The sequence below is a fragment of the Allorhizobium sp. GW101-3B10 genome (assembly GCF_059424725.1).
In genome coordinates this window covers 3833792-3849959 of sequence record NZ_JBWKZR010000001.1, presented here as the reverse complement: position 1 = coordinate 3849959, position 16168 = coordinate 3833792, and the positions used below count along the sequence as shown (strand labels likewise).

General features: G+C 64.8%; 14 protein-coding genes. 12 read left to right on the top strand and 2 right to left on the bottom strand.

The window, feature by feature from the left end; genetic code table 11:
- Window positions 1-12 precede the first annotated feature (12 nt).
- From AC07Y0_RS19075 to AC07Y0_RS19035, 9 genes are all read left to right on the top strand, one after another.
- Window positions 13-1263 carry an ABC transporter substrate-binding protein gene (locus AC07Y0_RS19075; protein ID WP_498679262.1) on the top strand — a complete coding sequence of 417 codons (1251 nt, stop codon included), beginning with the start codon at window positions 13-15 and terminating at the stop codon, window positions 1261-1263.
- A 178-nt stretch (window positions 1264-1441) separates the two neighbouring features.
- Window positions 1442-2320, top strand: a complete 879-nt coding sequence (locus tag AC07Y0_RS19070) for a carbohydrate ABC transporter permease (protein ID WP_028737482.1) — start codon at window positions 1442-1444, stop codon at window positions 2318-2320.
- Window positions 2320-3201, top strand: coding sequence for a carbohydrate ABC transporter permease (locus tag AC07Y0_RS19065; RefSeq protein WP_028737481.1), 882 nt, complete (start codon window positions 2320-2322; stop codon window positions 3199-3201). Before AC07Y0_RS19070 ends, AC07Y0_RS19065 begins: the two co-directional genes overlap by 1 nt.
- A 5-nt stretch (window positions 3202-3206) precedes the next feature.
- Complete coding sequence (locus AC07Y0_RS19060) at window positions 3207-4322, top strand: ABC transporter ATP-binding protein (protein ID WP_498679261.1); 1116 nt, start codon at window positions 3207-3209, stop codon at window positions 4320-4322.
- Between the two features lie 8 nt (window positions 4323-4330).
- The gene (locus AC07Y0_RS19055; protein ID WP_498679260.1) at window positions 4331-5839 is read left to right on the top strand and encodes an FAD-dependent oxidoreductase; all 1509 of its coding nucleotides are present in this window, start codon (window positions 4331-4333) and stop codon (window positions 5837-5839) included.
- Window positions 5836-6609 carry a 3-ketoacyl-ACP reductase gene (locus AC07Y0_RS19050; protein ID WP_498679259.1) on the top strand — a complete coding sequence of 258 codons (774 nt, stop codon included), beginning with the start codon at window positions 5836-5838 and terminating at the stop codon, window positions 6607-6609. Before AC07Y0_RS19055 ends, AC07Y0_RS19050 begins: the two co-directional genes overlap by 4 nt.
- 147 nt (window positions 6610-6756) lie before the next feature.
- Entirely contained in the window at window positions 6757-8412 is a 1656-nt protein-coding gene (locus tag AC07Y0_RS19045; protein ID WP_498679258.1) for a GMC family oxidoreductase, read from the top strand.
- Window positions 8413-8420: 8 nt separating this feature from the next.
- Complete coding sequence (locus AC07Y0_RS19040; RefSeq protein ID WP_498679257.1) at window positions 8421-8747, top strand: Dabb family protein; 327 nt, start codon at window positions 8421-8423, stop codon at window positions 8745-8747.
- Window positions 8744-10021 (top strand): glycerate kinase type-2 family protein, encoded by a 1278-nt coding sequence (locus AC07Y0_RS19035; protein ID WP_498679256.1) that lies wholly within the window; start codon window positions 8744-8746, stop codon window positions 10019-10021. The genes AC07Y0_RS19040 and AC07Y0_RS19035 overlap by 4 nt, the downstream gene beginning before the upstream one ends.
- Here the strand turns inward: AC07Y0_RS19035 and AC07Y0_RS19030 are convergent.
- Both AC07Y0_RS19030 and AC07Y0_RS19025 read right to left on the bottom strand, forming a co-directional pair.
- Window positions 10018-11448 carry a phosphomannomutase gene (locus tag AC07Y0_RS19030; protein ID WP_498679255.1) on the bottom strand — a complete coding sequence of 477 codons (1431 nt, stop codon included), beginning with the start codon at window positions 11446-11448 and terminating at the stop codon, window positions 10018-10020. The two genes, AC07Y0_RS19035 and AC07Y0_RS19030, sit on opposite strands and share 4 nt — an antisense overlap.
- A gap of 141 nt (window positions 11449-11589) precedes the next feature.
- Window positions 11590-12096 carry a GNAT family N-acetyltransferase gene (locus AC07Y0_RS19025; RefSeq protein ID WP_498679254.1) on the bottom strand — a complete coding sequence of 169 codons (507 nt, stop codon included), beginning with the start codon at window positions 12094-12096 and terminating at the stop codon, window positions 11590-11592.
- A 680-nt stretch (window positions 12097-12776) separates the two neighbouring features.
- On the opposite strand from AC07Y0_RS19025, the gene AC07Y0_RS19020 reads away from it, so the two are divergent.
- The 3 genes from AC07Y0_RS19020 to AC07Y0_RS19010 all read left to right on the top strand — a co-directional run bounded on the left by AC07Y0_RS19020 (window position 12777) and on the right by AC07Y0_RS19010 (window position 16165).
- A complete protein-coding gene (locus tag AC07Y0_RS19020; protein WP_498679253.1) occupies window positions 12777-14279 on the top strand; it encodes an alkaline phosphatase family protein in 1503 nt (500 codons plus the stop codon).
- Between the two features lie 110 nt (window positions 14280-14389).
- Window positions 14390-15016, top strand: coding sequence for a ribonuclease D (locus AC07Y0_RS19015; RefSeq protein ID WP_498679252.1), 627 nt, complete (start codon window positions 14390-14392; stop codon window positions 15014-15016).
- Window positions 15017-15109: 93 nt separating this feature from the next.
- Window positions 15110-16165: a hypothetical protein gene (locus tag AC07Y0_RS19010; RefSeq protein ID WP_498679251.1), complete on the top strand. Its 1056-nt coding sequence runs from the start codon at window positions 15110-15112 to the stop codon at window positions 16163-16165.
- Window positions 16166-16168: the final 3 nt, after the last annotated feature.

The following is a 16168-nucleotide window of genomic DNA, read 5'->3' as shown; positions in this document are numbered from 1 at the left end:
GGGAGGAATACGATGCGCAAGTTCTTGACTACCACGACTGCAGCAGCCCTGATCGCCACGATGGCAGCCGGCATTGCCCGGGCCGCCGACAATGTCGAAGTCCTGCATTGGTGGACTTCGGGCGGCGAAGCCGCGGCCCTCGACGTCCTGAAGAAGGATCTTGAAAGCAAGGGCATTTCCTGGACCGACATGCCCGTCGCCGGTGGCGGCGGTACGGAAGCGATGACGGTGCTTCGTGCCCGCGTCACGGCCGGCAATGCGCCGACCGCCGTGCAGATGCTCGGCTTCGACATTCTCGACTGGGCCAAGGAAGGCGCACTCGGCAATCTCGACGAAGTCGCTGCCAAGGAAGGCTGGGACAAGGTCATCCCGACCGCCCTGCAGCAGTTCTCCAAGTATGACGGCCACTGGATCGCCGCCCCGGTCAACGTCCACTCCACCAACTGGCTGTGGATCAACAAGGCCGCACTCGACAAGGCCGGCGGCAAGGAGCCGACGAGCTGGGAAGAACTGGTGGCATTGCTCGACAACTTCAAGGCGCAGGGCATCACCCCGGTCGCCCATGGTGGCCAGCCCTGGCAGGACGCGACGATCTTCGACGCCGTCGTGCTTTCGCTCGGCAATGATTTCTACAAGCAGGCCTTCATCGATCTCGACCCGGCAGCACTTTCCGGCGACAAGATGAAGGAAGCCTTCGACCGTCTGGCGAAGCTGCGTTCCTACGTTGACGACAACTTCTCCGGCCGTGACTGGAACCTCGCTTCCGCCATGGTTATCGAAGGCAAGGCCGGCGTTCAGTTCATGGGCGACTGGGCCAAGGGCGAATTCATCAAGGCCGGCAAGAAGCCGGGCTCCGACTTCGTCTGCATGCGCTTCCCCGGAACGCAGGGCTCCGTCACCTTCAACTCCGACCAGTTCGCCATGTTCAAGGTCGCCGACGACAAGGTGCCGGCACAGCTGGCCATGGCATCGGCCATCGAGAGCCCGACCTTCCAGTCGGCCTTCAACGTGGTCAAGGGTTCGGCCCCGGCCCGCACCGACGTGTCGGACGAAGCCTTCGACGATTGCGGCAAGAAGGCGATCAAGGATCTGGCGGAAGCCAACACCAACGGTTCGCTGTTCGGTTCCATGGCCCATGGCCACGCCAACCCGGCCTCGGTGAAGAACGCCATCTACGACGTCGTCACCCGTGCGTTCAACGGCGAACTCAACTCTGACGAAGCCGTCAAGGAACTGGCGGCTGCCGTCGAGGGCGCAAAGTAAGCCACGGGTTGTAGGGGCATGTGCCCCTCATCCGCCTGCCGGCACCTTCTCCCCGTAAACGGGGAGAAGGACAGATGCCGCAGCGTCTCCGTCCCCTCTCCCCGCTTGCGGGGAGAGGGTTAGGGTGAGGGGCAAGCCCCCGCAGTTCACAACCTGATAGTCAACGGTGGTAACGACCATGGACAGCCGCAGCCGGCTGCAGGAGCTTTTGCCAAAGCTCGTGCTGGCACCCAGTTTCCTTATCGTGCTCGTCTTCGTCTACGGCTTCATCGCCTATACGGGCTTCCTGTCGATGACGGACAGCAAGATGCTGCCGTCCTACAATTTCGTCGGCCTCGCCAACTACACCAAGCTCTGGGCGCTGCCGCACTGGTGGCGTGCGCTCGGCAATCTCGGCATTTTCGCCTCGCTCTACATCGTCATCTGCTCGGTGCTGGGCCTCGGGCTTGCCATCCTGCTCGACCAGAAGATCCGCGCCGAGGGGCTTCTGCGACCGATCTATCTCTATCCGATGGCGCTTTCCTTCATCGTCACCGGCACGGCGTGGAAGTGGTTCCTCGATCCGGGTATCGGGCTGGAGAACACCATGCACCTCTGGGGCTGGGAAAGCTTCGCCTTCGACTGGATCAAGGATCGCAACTACGCCATCTACTGCGTGGTGATCGCCGCCGTCTGGCAGTCTTCCGGCTTCGTCATGGCCATGTTCCTGGCGGGACTTCGCGGCGTCGACAATGAGATCATCAAGGCCGCGCAGATCGACGGCGCCTCCACCGCCACCGTCTATCGCCGCATCATCATCCCGCTGATGCGCCCGGTCTTCCTTTCGGCCTTCGTCGTGCTCGCCCATCTCGCCATCAAGGCCTACGACCTCGTCGTGGCGCTGACCGGCGGCGGGCCGGGGCAGGCGACCGAGGTGCCGGCCACCTTCATGTATTCCTATACCTTCACCCGCAACCAGATGGGCATCGGCGCGTCCTCGGCGATCATCATGCTGATCATGATCTTCTCGATCATCGTGCCTTACCTCTATTCCGAAATCCGCGGAGGAAAACGCTGATGAGCGCGTCGAGCCCCGACAATGTCATCTCGCACGGCCGCCTGACGCGGGCGCTGATCTACACGGCGCTCATCCTGTTCGCCGTCTACTACATGCTGCCGCTCTACGTGATGGTGGTGAATTCGCTGAAGCCCCTGGAGGAGATCCGCCAGGGTGGCATGCTCAACCTGCCGAAGGTCTGGACGATCGAGCCCTGGCTGTCGGCCTGGTCGACCGCGCAGATCGGCGTGCAGCCGACGGGCCTCAAGCCCTTCTTCATCAACTCGATCCTGATGGTCGTGCCGGCCGTGGCGATCTCGACGATCATTGGCGCGCTCAACGGTTATGTGTTGACCAAGTGGCGCTTCCCGGGCTCCAACGTCTTCTTCGGGCTGCTGCTCTTGTCCTGCTTCATCCCGTTCCAGATCGTGCTGATCCCGATGGCCCGCATCCTCGGCATCCTGGGCCTCGCCGGATCGATCTGGGGCCTGATCATGGTGCATGTGATCTACGGCCTGGGCTTCACCACGCTCTATTTCCGCAACTATTACGAGGCCTTCCCGACCGAGCTGGTGCGAGCGGCACAGATCGACGGCGCGAGCTTCTTCCAGATCTTCCGCCGCATTCTCCTGCCGTCCTCCGGCCCGATCATCGTCGTTTCGGTCATTTGGCAGTTCACCAATATCTGGAACGACTTCCTGTTCGGCGCCTCGTTCTCCGGCGCCTCCTCGACGCCGATGACGGTTGCGCTCAACAACCTCGTTTCGTCCTCGACCGGGGTCAAGGAGTATAATGTCCACTTCGCGGGCGCGATCCTCGCTGCCCTGCCCACCCTCATCGTCTATATCGTTTCCGGGCGATATTTCGTGCGCGGCCTGATGTCCGGCGCCGTGAAAGGATAACCATCATGTCGTTTCTGCAGATTTCTCACCTCCGCAAGTCCTACGGCGCGCTCGAGATCCTGAAGGACATCAATCTCGAGATCGAGGAGGGCGGCTTCCTCGTGCTGGTCGGCCCGTCCGGCTGCGGCAAGTCGACCCTGCTCAACACGATTGCCGGGCTGGAGCCGATCACGTCCGGCGAAATCTCCATCAATGGCCGCAACGTCGCCGGCCTGCCGCCGTCGAAGCGCGACATTGCCATGGTGTTCCAGTCCTACGCGCTCTACCCGAACATGACGGTGGCCGGGAACATCGCCTTCGGCATGGAGATCCGCAAGGTTCCAAAGGAAGAGCGCGAAAAGGCGATCGCCGGCGTGGCCGAGATGCTGCAGATCGGCCATCTGCTCGACCGCAAGCCGAGCCAGCTTTCGGGCGGCCAGCGCCAGCGCGTCGCCATGGGCCGCGCCCTGGTGCGCAACCCGCAGGTCTTCCTGTTTGACGAGCCGCTGTCCAATCTCGATGCCAAGCTGCGCGTCGACATGCGCACCGAGATCAAGCGCCTGCATGCCCGCATGAAGACCACCATCGTCTACGTCACCCACGACCAGATCGAGGCGATGACGCTGGCGACCAAGATCGCCGTGCTGAAGGACGGCGTATTGCAGCAGTTCGGCTCGCCGGCGGAAATCTACAACAACCCCGCCAACATGTTCGTCGCCGATTTCATGGGGTCTCCGGCGATGAACCTGCTGACGGCTAGAGTCGAAAATGGCGCGGGTGGCCTGGCGATCACGCTCGACCGTCCGGGCAGCACGCCGCTGTCCCTGCCGCTTGCTGCCGACAAGGCGGCGCTCGCCGCCCATGCCGGCCGTGACGTGGTGTTCGGCATCCGCCCGGAGGCGCTGACGGACCCGGACGGTTCCGACCGCAACGCCCGGACCCTGGTCGAGGGCGAATGCCTGATCGAGGTGGTGGAACCCGCCGGTTCCGACACCTTCGCCGTCACCAAGCTCGGCGGCAAGGAAGTCGTCGCGCGTCTGAGGGCCGATGCCCGCATCGCCGCCGGCCAGATGGCCAAGCTCGCCTTCAATCTCGACAAGGCGGTCTTCTTCGATCCGAAGACGCAAAGCCGGATCGCCTGAGCACGGCCATGACAACCACGCCCGACATCGTCATCATCGGCTCGGGGATCGGCGGCTCGACGGTTGCCGCCGGGCTTGCGTCGTCCGGCGCCAGGATCCTGATCCTCGAGGCCGGCGACCATATTGCCGACCGGCCGGAAAACCGCGACCAGCGGGCGATCTTCCAGCGCGGCCATTTCCGCCCGAAGGAGATGTGGTACGAGGCCGACGGCACCGCCTTCAATCCCGGCAACTACTACAATGTCGGGGGCAATTCGAAATTCTATGGCGCGGTTCTGGTGCGCTACCGCGCCGAGGACTTCGCCGAGATGAAGCATCGCGAGGGCGTCTCGCCGGCCTGGCCCTTCCCTTACGAAGAGCTGGAGCCCTGGTACACCGAGGCGGAGCGGCTCTATCAGGTGCACGGTGCGCTCGGCGAGGATCCGACCGAGCCCGTACATTCGGCGCCCTATGCCTTCCCGCCGGTGCCCGACGAACCGGCCATCGCCGCGGTGCGCCGGAAGCTGAAAGACAACGGTCTGCACCCCTATTCCCTGCCGCTCGGCCTCGATCTCGACCGCTGGCTTGCGAAGGCGAAGACCCCGTGGGATGCGCATCCGAACGCCCAGGACGGCAAGATGGATGCAGAGACGACGGCGCTGGCCATGGCGCTCCAGCACGCCAATGTCACGCTGCAGGTCCGCTCGCGCGTCACGCGGCTGGAAACCTCCGAGGACGGCCGCCGCATCGTCGCCGTGCATGTGCTGCGCGATGGCGTCGCGGAACGGATCGCCCCCCGCCTCGTCATTCTTTCGGCCGGCGCCGTGCAGTCGGCGGCCCTCCTGCTGCGCTCGGCGAACGATCGCCATCCGCGCGGTCTGGCGAACTCCTCCGACCAGGTGGGCCGCAACTTCATGAACCACAATTCGAGCGCCGTGCTGGCGATCTCGCCCCTCTACCGCAACACCTCGGTCTACCAGAAGACCTTCGGCTTCAACGATTTCTATCTCTCGGACGGCAAGGGCGGGGCGCCGCTCGGCAATGTCCAGCTGCTCGGCCGCGTCTCCGGCCAGATCCTCAAGGCCAACATGCCCAAAGTGCCGGAATGGTTGCTGGACAGCGTGTCCCGCCACGCCATCGACTTCTACGCCATGAGCGAGGACATTCCCCATCCGGAAAGCCGCGTTATGGTCGATGGCGAGCGGATCATCCTCAAATGGCACCGCACCAACTGGGATGCCCATCTCGATCTCGTCGCCCACCTGAAACGCGCCCTCAAGGCGGCCGGCTTCCCGATCGTGCTGTCGCGCCCTTTCGACAAGCGCACACCCTCGCATCAATGCGGCACTGTGCGGATCGGCGATGATCCGGCGAAAGCCCCGCTCGACGTCTGGTGCCGGGCTTGCGATCATCCCAACCTCTTCGTCGTCGATGCCGCCTGCCTGCCGACCTCGGCAGCCGTCAATCCGGCCCTGACGATTGCCGCCCAGGCGCTGCGCGTCGCGACCCATATCCGCAGGGAGGACCTTGCCGCATGACCCGTTCCCGTCCTCTCGCCATCGTCACCGGCGGCCGGCGCGGCATCGGCCTCGGCGTCGCCCGGGCGCTGGCTGCCGATGGCTTCGACCTTGCCGTCACCGGGCTCGGGCCGCTGGCCGCGGAAGACGGCGTGCTGGTCGATCTCGAAACAAGGGGCGTCGAGGCCGCCTATTTCGAGGCCGACCTCGCCGAGGCCGCCGGCCATGCGACGACGGTCGAGAAGATCATGGCCCGATTCGGCCGGATCGACTGCCTCGTCAACAATGCCGGCATGGGTTCGGTCGTGCGCGGCGATTTCCTCGGGCTGACGCCGGAGAATTTCGACCGCATCATCGCCACCAACCTGCGCGGCACGGTGTTCTTCACCCAGGCGGTGCTGAAGGCCATGCTGGCGCAGGCGGCACCTGCCGCAGCGCGCGCGATCGTCAACATCACCTCCGTCTCGGCGGAACTCAGTTCACCGGAACGCCTCGACTACTGCATGAGCAAGGCCGGCCTTTCGGCCTTCAGCAAGGGGCTTGCCCTCTATCTCGCGGAAAAGGGCATCGGCGTGTTCGAGATCCGCCCCGGCATCATCCGCACCGACATGACCGCCGGCGTGGCCGGCAAGTATGACGCGCTGATCGCGGACGGCCTGGTGCCGATGAAGCGCTGGGGCGAACCGGACGACATTGGCGGCGTGGTCTCGGCGCTTGCCTCCGGCCGCTTCGCCTTTGCCACGGGCTCGGTGATCGATCTCGATGGCGGACTGTCGATCGGAAGGCTGTGATTTTGCCTCTCCCTTGAGGGGCGAGGTCGCGGCGTAGCCGCGGGTGGGGGTGACCGTCCGATTGCGTGTGCGTTCACCCCACCCCGGCACTACGTGCCGACCCTCCCCCTCAAGGGGAGGGTGGACGAATGACTTGAGGAAGATGCGATGACCTACGACTACATCATCACCGGCGCCGGGCCGGCCGGCTGCGTGCTCGCCAACCGTCTGTCGGAGGACCCGGATGTCAAGGTTCTGTTGCTCGAGGCGGGCGGCGGCGACTGGAATCCGCTGTTCCATATGCCGGCGGGCTTTGCCAAGATGACCAAGGGCGTCGCCAGTTGGGGCTGGGAAACCGTGCCGCAGAAGCACATGAAGGGCCGCGTGCTGCGCTATACCCAGGCCAAGGTCATCGGCGGCGGCTCCTCGATCAACGCCCAGCTCTATACCCGCGGCAACGCCGCCGACTACGATCTTTGGGCATCCGAGGACGGCTGCGAGGGCTGGGACTATCGCTCCGTACTGCCCTATTTCAAGCGCGCCGAGGACAACCAGCGTTTTGCCGACGACTTCCATTCCTATGGCGGCCCGCTCGGCGTCTCCATGCCGGTTTCGGCCCTGCCGATCTGTGACGCCTATATCCGCGCCGGCCAGGAACTCGGCATCCCATACAATCATGACTTCAATGGAAAGCAGCAGGCCGGCGTCGGCTTCTACCAGCTGACCCAGCGCAATCGCCGCCGCTCCTCCGCCTCGCTCGCCTATCTGTCGCCGATCAAGGATCGCAAGAACCTGACGATCCGCACCGGCGCCCGCGTCGCCCGCATCGTGCTGGAAGGCACGCGCGCCGTCGGCGTCGAGGTTGTCACCGGCCGGGGTGTCGAGACGATCCGCGCCGAGCGGGAGGTGCTGGTTTCCTCCGGGGCTATAGGCTCGCCGAAACTGCTCCAGCAATCGGGCATCGGCCCGGCCGATCAGCTGAAGTCTGTGGGCGTCGATGTCCGGCATGACCTGCCGGGCGTCGGTTCCAACATGCAGGACCACCTCGACCTCTTCGTCATTTCCGAATGCACCGGCGACCACACCTATGACGGCGTGGCGAAACTCCATCGCACGCTATGGGCCGGCATCGAATATGTGCTGTTCCGCACCGGGCCGGTGGCCTCCTCGCTCTTCGAGACGGGCGGCTTCTGGTATGCCGATCCGCAGGCGCGCTCGCCGGACATCCAGTTCCATCTCGGTCTCGGCTCCGGCATCGAGGCAGGCGTCGAAAAGCTGAAGAATGCCGGCGTGACGCTCAATTCCGCCTATCTCCATCCGCGCTCGCGCGGCACGGTGCGTCTATCATCCTCCGACCCGGCGGCAGCGCCGCTGATCGACCCGAACTACTGGGAGGACCCGCACGACCGCAGGATGTCGATCGAGGGGCTGAAGATCGCCCGCGAGATCTTCCAGCAGGCGGCGCTGAAGCCTTACATCATGGCCGAGCGCCTGCCCGGTCCCAAGGTCATGACCGACGAGGAACTGTTCGACTACGGTTGCGCCAATGCCAAGACCGATCACCATCCGGTCGGCACGTGCAAGATGGGCAGCGACGCCATGGCGGTGGTCGGGCTGGACCTCAAGGTGCACGGGCTTGAGGGCCTTCGCGTCTGCGACAGTTCGGTCATGCCGCGGGTTCCCTCCTGCAATACCAATGCGCCGACCATCATGGTGGGCGAAAAGGGTGCCGACATCATCCGCGATCGCGCACCCCTGCCGCCGGCGGTCTTCACCCATGAACGCAACGACCAGCGCCCACGGGCGCGGGCGAACATCCGATAGGGCCTTCCATGATCCGGCACTGCGTCTTCATCCGCTTCAAGCCCGAAACGACGAAGGAAACCAAGGCGGCAATCTATGCCGAGATCGCCGCGCTGAAATCGCGGTTGCCCGGCTTTCTGGCCGCCCATATCGGCGACAATGTCAGCCCGGAGGTCGGCATGGACAAGGGCTATGGTGAGGGCTTTGTCGTCGATTTCGATGGACCGGCGGCGCGGGACGCCTATCTTGCCGATCCGGAACACCAGAAGACCTGCGCCAGGATCGTCGACAACGCCGTCGGCGGCCTCGACGGCCTTCTGGTCTATGACATCGAGATAGCGGACCAGAATTCGTGACCCTGACCGACCCACGCGCCTTCCTGACATCGCTTTTCGAGGCGGCGGTCCATGCCGCCGACCCCTATGCGGCGATCAGGGCGCATCTTCCGGAAAGACCCAAGGGCCGCACGATCGTCATCGGCGCCGGCAAGGCGGCGAGCCAGATGGCGGCTGCCTTCGAGAAGTTGTGGGATGGCCCGCTCAATGGGCTGGTGGTCGCGCGCCACGGCCCTGTCGAACCGTGCCAGCGCATCGCGGTCCTGCAATCGGCGCATCCGGTTCCCGACGAGGCCGGATTGCGGGCGTCGGATGCCCTGTTGAAGAGGGTCGAAGGCCTCAGCGAGGACGATCTCGTCGTCGCGCTGATCTCTGGCGGCGGCTCTGCGTTGCTGCCCGCCCCGCCGAATGGGCTGACGCTCGCCGACGAGATCGCCGTCAACAAGGCGCTGCTCGCCTCCGGCGCACCGATCTCGGCGATGAACGTGGTGAGAAAACATGTCTCGCGCATCAAGGGCGGACGCCTGGCCGCAGCCTGTGCGCCGGCCCGCGTCGTCAGCCTGATCGTCTCCGACGTGCCCGGCGACGATCCCGCCTTCGTTGCCTCGGGGCCGACCGTGCCGTCGAAATCCTCTGCCGCGGAGGCGCTGGCGATCGTCGCCGAATATGGGATGCATCTCCCCGCGGCCGTCGTGGCCCATCTGAAAACCGAAGCCGCCGACGCGCCGGATCCGGCCGACCCGGTCTTTGCCCGCAACCAGGTCCACGTGATCGCCTCCGCCCGCGTCTCGCTGGAGGCGGCCGCGCACAAGGCGGAAGACCTCGGCGTCCCCGCCGTCATCCTCTCCGATGCCATCGAGGGCGAGGCCCGCGACATCGGCCGTATGCATGCCGCGATCGCGCGGGAGGTGAAGGAGCGAAACCGCCCCTTCGCCCGGCCGGTGGTGATCCTCTCCGGTGGCGAGACGACGGTGACGATTTCCAATGACCGCTACGGCAAGGGCGGGAGAAACAGCGAACTCATGCTGTCGCTGGCCCTCGATATCGACGGGACCGCCGGCATCCATGCGCTGGCGGCCGATACCGATGGCATCGACGGTTCGGAGAACAATGCCGGGGCCTTCGCCGACGGCACGACGGCGGCACGGATCCGCGCTGCCGGCGGCGATCCGCGGACGTTTCTTGGCGGTCATGACGCCTGGTCGGCCTTCTCGCTGGCCGGCGGCCTGTTCGTGCCGGGTCCGACCGGCACCAATGTCAATGATTTCCGCGCGATGCTGGTGACCGACGACTAGGCAGTCGGCGTCCACGCGGCCAGAGTGGCAAGTCCCTTGGCCAGCAGCGCTTCGGCCGCCGCCTGGTCCGTGGCCTCGACATAACAGCGCATTTCCGGCGCATTGCCCGAAGGGCGGAAGTGGACGACGCTGTCGTCGGCAAGGGTGACCCGCAGCCCGTCGATGTCGCTCACCGACTTGACCTGGCCGAGCGGCGCGACGAATTCCGTAAGATTGTCAACCGAAGCTCTGAGGTGCGCCATCAGCGCAGCGCTGCGCTCGACGGCAAAATTCTCCAGCCGGTCGCTGAGCGCGATCGGCAGGCTGTAGGCCGTCGCCAGCGCCGAAAGCGACTCGCCGGCCTTCGCCGCCGTGCCGAGCACGGCGAGCGCCGGCAGGAAACTGTCGCGGGTCGGAAGCGCCTTGAGCACGCCGGTCCCGACGGAAAAATCCGAGCCGAGCATCAGGCCGCCATTGGCCTCGAAGCCGATCACACCCTCCTTGCCAGCAGCCAGCGCTTCCTCCATCGCCGCAATCACGAACGGCGATCCCACCCGCGTGCGCACCACGTCGAAGCCGCCGGCGGCTTCCAGCCCGGAGTTCGAGGTCACCGGCGTCGCCACCAGCTTTGCCCCGAGGAAACGGGTGGCGACGAGGCCGAGAAAGTCGCCGCGCAGCGGCTGGCCGTGTTCGTCGGCCACGAGTGGGCGGTCGCCGTCGCCGTCCGTGGATACGATCGCGTCGAGGGACAGCTCGTCCGTCCAATGGGCCATCAGCCGGATGGTCTCGTCTGACACGGCTTCGGTGTCGACCGGGATGAACTGTTCCGAACGGCCGAGCGGGAAGACTGTCGCGCCATAGTGCTGGAACACCTTGACCATCATGTCGCGCGCGACGGTGCTGTGCTGGTAGATGCCGATGCGCAGGCCCTTGAGAGCCTCCGCCGGCAGTACCGCCGTGTTGCGCGCGAGAAAAAGGTCGGTTGCTGCCTGTTCGTGGTTCTCGCCCGAACCCGCCTCGACAAGATTGGCAGCCGGATCGCCGGAAAGTGTGTCGGCGAGGGCGGTGATCGCGGTTTCATCCGTCTTGGTGATCTCTTCGCCCGGGCGGTAGAACTTGATGCCGTTGCGATCGGCCGGGATGTGCGAGCCGGTCACCATGATGCCCGCCGCACCGATCTTGCCGCCATAGAGCGCGAGCGCCGGTGTCGGGATCGGCCCGCAATCGATCGGCGTCAGGCCGGCACGCTTGAGCGCGGCCATGACGGTTGCGACGATTTCGGGGCTCGAGGGGCGAAAGTCCTGGGCGACGACGACCGGGCTGCCAGGGATGGCGAGTCTCTGATCGAGCAGGAACCGGGCAAACGCCGTGGCGTAGAGCGCAGACACGCTGCCCACCAGCTCCGTGGAAAGTCCGCGCAGGCCGCTCGTGCCGAATTTCACTGCCATGTCGTCAAGCTCCCGTTCCTGCCGCAAGAAATGCTGTCGGTGGCATAGGTAGAGTGACAATAGAGTTCAGGCAATGGCGGCGCTTCGCCAAGGTATCTGCGGGGCGGCAGCGCGGAACCCAGGATTGCCGTCCGCTGCGCGTCACTCCGCCGGCATGCCTTGGCGCGCGAAGGCTTCGAACCGTTCGCCGCGCATCATGTGGATCTGCTCGTCGCGCGAATGCGTGATGCCGACACGCTCGTAGAAGGCCTGGGCCGACAGATTGGCCTGATCGACCGAGAGCCTCAGATAGCGGGCGCCGCTGGCATATCCGCGGGCGGCGGCGGCCTGCAGCAGGCGTTCGCCGATCCGTCTTCCCCGAAACGTGGCGTCGACATAGAGATCCTGGACATAGATCCCCGGCTGGCCGCGCCAGGTGGAAAAGCTCGGAAAACTCAGGCACATGCCGGCGAACGCTCCGTCGACCTCGGCGATCAGGGCTTCGAAGGCCGGCTGTTCGCCGAAGCCGAAGGCGAGCAGGTCTGCCGGCGTGCTTTCGATCTTGTGCTCGTCGCTGGTATGGCGCGCGAGCGCCAGCAGCGCTTCGTGCAACGCCCCGACATCGTCGGCCAGGGCTTCGCGGATCGTGACATTTGCTGAATCGGCCATTTGAATTCCCTTTGACGGAGCCGGAAGCCACAAACTGGCACCATGGTTCTCCGCTTTCGCTGAGGGGAACATCCTCCAAGTCGGGAGAAATTCCAAATAGCGCCGAGCAATGTCAGGCATAAATAAATTTCGGAAATGGGAAACAGAGGCCTTGGCCCGAAACGAAAAGAGCCTGGCGCGGGAGGAGGTGCGCCAGGCTCTTGAACTTGATCGGCAATTGGGAGGAGGAGGAGTATTGCCGATCCTATCTGGCGGCACTGGGAGGAGGAGTGCGCCGCTTCGATGGTTTTAATATATTCCGATTCTCATGGATTGCTATCTCGATTGCCGCAACGCAGCAGTGCGTTTTTCGCATGGCTCGCAGCAGCTCGATCCTCCCCATTGGCCGAAATCCCTTGAAATTTTGGGCGAAAGTGGCCGACAGCTTCCTAAGTTGGTCATTTCTTGGGCGAATTCGCGTGCCGCTTGTCGCCGGAACGCAGAGGCGGACGGCACATGCTTGTACGAGGTTCTCCTGGCGGCAAGCCATCGATCAAGCGGGGTGACTCTTTCATCCCGTCCAGCTTGTCGGCAATCTCGGATTTTTCCTTTGCATAACGCAGCGGAGCGGGGAAACTGCGCGCCGGACGGTCGAAACCTCGACCGAAACCACAGACGATTTCCCGCCGGAGCCGCATCGCATGAAGCCGAACATCCTGCTGATCACCGCCGATCAATGGCGCGGCGACTGCCTGTCCGCGATCGGCCATCCGACGGTGCGGACGCCGAATGTCGACGCACTGGCCAAAGAGGGCGTGCTGTTCCGCCGCCACTATGCCGGGACGGCGCCCTGTTCGCCGGCCCGCGCGACGCTCTATACCGGCCTCTACCAGGCGAATCACCGCGTTTGCCAGAACGGTTCGCCGCTCGATGCCCGCTTCGACAACATTGCGCTCGCCGCGCGCCGCGCCGGCTATGATCCGACCCTGTTCGGCTATACCGACGTCTCGCCCGATCCGCGCGCGGTCGATCCCCACGACCCGGTACTCACCAGCTACGAAGGTGTGCTGCCCGGCTTCACCGTCGGCCAGATCCTGCTCGAGCACGAGAAGCAATGGCTTTCCTGGCTGCGCTCGAAGGGCCGGACCGAGGCCTTCACCCGCGACGTCCACAGGACGGAACACCTCCACGCTCCGCCCGCCTATTCGAGCGAGGAGACGCAGACCGCATTCCTGACCGAGGCCTTCCTCGGCTGGCGGGAGATCCAGGATCGCCCCTGGTTTGCCCATATCTCCTTCCTGAGGCCCCACCCGCCGTTCTGCGTGCCGGAACCCTATGCCAGCATGTTCGCGCCCGGCGACGGGCCGGCCTATGCCCGCGCCGCCGATCGGCACGCTGAGGCGGATGTGCATTCGTTCCTGCGTTTCGCCATGGCCATCCAGCAGAAATCGAGCTTCGTTTATGGCGTCGAAGGGCCGGTCAGCGACTGGACCGCGGCGGATCTCGATCGCATCCGCGCCACCTATTTCGGCATGGTCGCCGAGGTCGACGCGCAGTTCGGCCGGATCGTCGCCGCACTTCGCGACAGCGGCGAGTGGGACAACACCATCATCGTCTTCACCTCCGACCATGCCGAAATGATGGGTGACCACTGGAGCCTCGGAAAGGGTGGTTATCACGACGGCAGCTACCACATCCCGCTCGTCATTCGCGATCCCGCGGCGTCCGGGGCCGCCGGCAGGCAGGTGGACGCTTTCACCAGCGCCGCCGACATCATGCCGACGCTCTGCGAACGGCTTGGCCTCGTGCCGCGCAATCACCAGGACGGCCGCTCCCTCCTGCCATTCGTCGCCGGCCGCGAACCGGAGCACTGGCGGGATGCGGCCTTCTTCGAATTCGATTTCCGCGACGTGGTGAACGGCGCGCGGGAGGCGCAGTTCGGCCTGCGTTCCAATGAGTGCAACCTGTCGGTGCTGCGTGACGAGGCGTTCAAGTATGTGCATTTTTCCGGACTGCCGCCCTTGTTGTTCGATCTGAAGGCGGATCCGATCGAACTGCGCAACGTCGCGGAAGACCCGGCCTATCTCCCGGTTCGCCTGCGCTATGCGGAAAAGCTGCTGGCGCTACGGGCCGCCCATCTCGACCAGACCCTGGCCTTCACCGAGTTGACGGCCGCAGGCCCCGTCAGCCGGCCGACGTTGTAGCCTACGTAGTCAGTCGGCGATCACCAGGGCTCGGGCAAAAGCGGTAGTGCTTTGCCCTGCTTTCGGTTATAGCCGGCCGCAACGACATTCATCGCGATCTGGAGACAATGATGGCAGCGACGATCCGCTATCACGAAGGTGACATTTCCGCAGCCGACGCGGCCCGCTATACGGGGGCGATCGCCATCGACACCGAAACCCTGGGCCTCGTGCCGCGGCGCGACCGCCTGTGCGTGGTGCAGCTGTCGCCGGGTGACGGCACGGCCGACGTGATCCGCATCGCTGCCGGCCAGAAGGACGCGCCGAATCTGGTCGCCATGCTGGTCGACCAGAGCCGCGAGAAGATCTTTCATTTCGGCCGCTTCGACATTGCCGTGCTCTTCCACACCTTCGGCGTGACCACCACCCCGGTCTTCTGCACCAAGATTGCCTCGCGCCTCAGCCGCACCTATACGGACCGCCATGGCCTGAAGGACAATCTGAAGGAAATGCTGGAGATCGACATCTCCAAGGCGCAACAGTCTTCCGACTGGGCCGCCGAGATGCTGTCGCCGGCGCAACTCGAATACGCCGCCTCGGACGTGCTCTACCTGCATGCCCTGCGCGACAAGCAGACCGCGCGGCTTGTGCGCGACGGACGGATCGAGCATGCCAGAGCCTGCTTCGAATTCCTGCCGACGCGCGCCAAGCTCGATCTGCTCGGCTGGGAAGAAACCGACATCTTCGCCCACAGCTGATCCCGCTTACTGGTCATTCGTCCTTTACGCGCCGTTAAACATCCGGAGGCAGACTTCCGGTTGTTTTCCGTGCGCCGATTAAAGGACAAGGCGATGTTGCTTCCGACACAACAGGCTTTCGGCCAGGCCGCCACTAGCCTCATGCAGTCGATGCTCGACGAGATCGAGGAACGGCGCAAGCAGCAGGAAGAGAAGCGCGCCGGAAAGACTACCAACGATCCGATGGTCGAGGCACGGATCTCGGCCAGCGAAGAAGCCCGGCGTGCGCGGGAAAACATCGCCGAAGCCTTCTTCAACGGCGGCGCGAAGAGCGTCACCGAGCAGAAGGTCGAGCTGATGGACCAGCTCGGCAAGGAACTGGGAATCAGCCGCGACGACTTCGGCTCGTCCTACGGCTATGGCAAGGCGATCGAGGATGCGATCGCAGCGCTCGATCCGGCCTCCGCCATCGATCTCAAGGACAAGCTTGCCCTCGACGAACTGGGCATCTCGCTTGCGGAACTGGTCGCGGCGATCAAGAACCCCTATGGCGACGAGGATACTAAACTCGAAACCGCCCTCCAGAAACGTTCCGGCGACGGCAAGCACAGCAATGTCGAGATCGCCAAGATCGTGCAGCGTCTCGAAGACACCGCCGATCCGAAATCGCTGGAAGAGCTGAAAGCCGGCCCTCAGGGATGGGACCCGACCAGGGTCGAGGATGCCGAGACGCGCGCCGAGCGCGACGCCGACATCCTCGCGGCCGAAGCCTCCAAGAAGCTGGAGGACGTCCAGGAGATGCACGAGGCTCTTTCGGAATCGCGGGAGAACGGAGCCACCGGGAGTGATGGAGACGGGCAGGCGTCACGCGCCGCCGATGCGTTGATGCTGCAGGTGCTCGCAGCCGGCGTCGAAACGCAGGAGCCGGTACCGACCGATGAGGAGACCGCCACCCCGCGCGCGGAAGATGGCGAGACGAGCGTGCCGCTCGAGGCCGGCCCGACCTTGCGCGAGGCACAGGAGGCCGCCAAAGCCGAGGCCGTCGGCGAGGCGGAACTGGATGCCGATGTCGCCGACGCGGCGAACGACAACGAGGCCTCCGGCATTGTTGCGGTCTATCTCGACGAATCCGGGATCTATTCCTTCCTGAAGGAAAAGCGCGCAGCCTGACCC